This is a genomic window from Xenorhabdus sp. NBAII XenSa04 (assembly GCF_963866145.1).
GTDB classification, from domain to species: domain Bacteria; phylum Pseudomonadota; class Gammaproteobacteria; order Enterobacterales; family Enterobacteriaceae; genus Xenorhabdus; species Xenorhabdus indica.
Genome location: NZ_CAWMEB010000114.1, coordinates 1 through 1,087 on the forward strand (window position 1 = coordinate 1; position 1,087 = coordinate 1,087).

The 1,087-nt window shown below is 54.0% G+C and carries 1 rRNA gene; it reads right to left on the reverse strand.

What is annotated here, in order from left to right:
* Positions 1-47: 47 nt before the first annotated feature.
* Positions 48-1,087: ribosomal RNA gene (locus tag AAC147_RS05775) — 16S ribosomal RNA — on the reverse strand; the annotation flags it as partial.

Consider the following 1,087-nt stretch of genomic DNA (forward strand, 5'->3'; position numbering starts at 1 on the left):
TTTCATCAGACAATCTGTGTGAACACTCACATTTCACCATCTTCGGTTAAGGAGGTGATCCAACCGCAGGTTCCCCTACGGTTACCTTGTTACGACTTCACCCCAGTCATGAATCACAAAGTGGTCAGCGCCCTCCCGAAGGTTAAGCTACCGACTTCTTTTGCCACCCACTCCCATGGTGTGACGGGCGGTGTGTACAAGGCCCGGGAACGTATTCACCGTAGCATGCTGATCTACGATTACTAGCGATTCCGACTTCATGGAGTCGAGTTGCAGACTCCAATCCGGACTACGACAGACTTTATGAGTTCCGCTTGCTCTCGCGAGGTCGCTTCTCTTTGTATCCGCCATTGTAGCACGTGTGTAGCCCTACTCGTCAGGGCCATGATGACTTGACGTCATCCCCACCTTCCTCCGGTTTATCACCGGCAGTCTCCCTTGAGTTCCCACCATAACGTGCTGGCAACAAAGGATAAGGGTTGCGCTCGTTGCGGGACTTAACCCAACATTTCACAACACGAGCTGACGACAGCCATGCAGCACCTGTCTCACGGTTCCCGAAGGCACTTCCGCATCTCTGCAGAATTCCGTGGATGTCAAGAGTAGGTAAGGTTCTTCGCGTTGCATCGAATTAAACCACATGCTCCACCGCTTGTGCGGGCCCCCGTCAATTCATTTGAGTTTTAATCTTGCGACCGTACTCCCCAGGCGGTCGATTTAACGCGTTAGCTCCGGAAGCCACACCTCAAGGGCACAACCTCCAAATCGACATCGTTTACGGCGTGGACTACCAGGGTATCTAATCCTGTTTGCTCCCCACGCTTTCGCACCTGAGCGTCAGTCTTCGTCCAGGGGGCCGCCTTCGCCACCGGTATTCCTCCACATCTCTACGCATTTCACCGCTACACGTGGAATTCTACCCCCCTCTACGAGACTCTAGCCCACCAGTCTTAGATGCCGTTCCCGGGTTAAGCCCGGGGATTTCACATCTAACTTAATGGACCGCCTGCGTGCGCTTTACGCCCAGTAATTCCGATTAACGCTTGCACCCTCCGTATTACCGCGGCTGCTGGCACGGAGTTAGCCG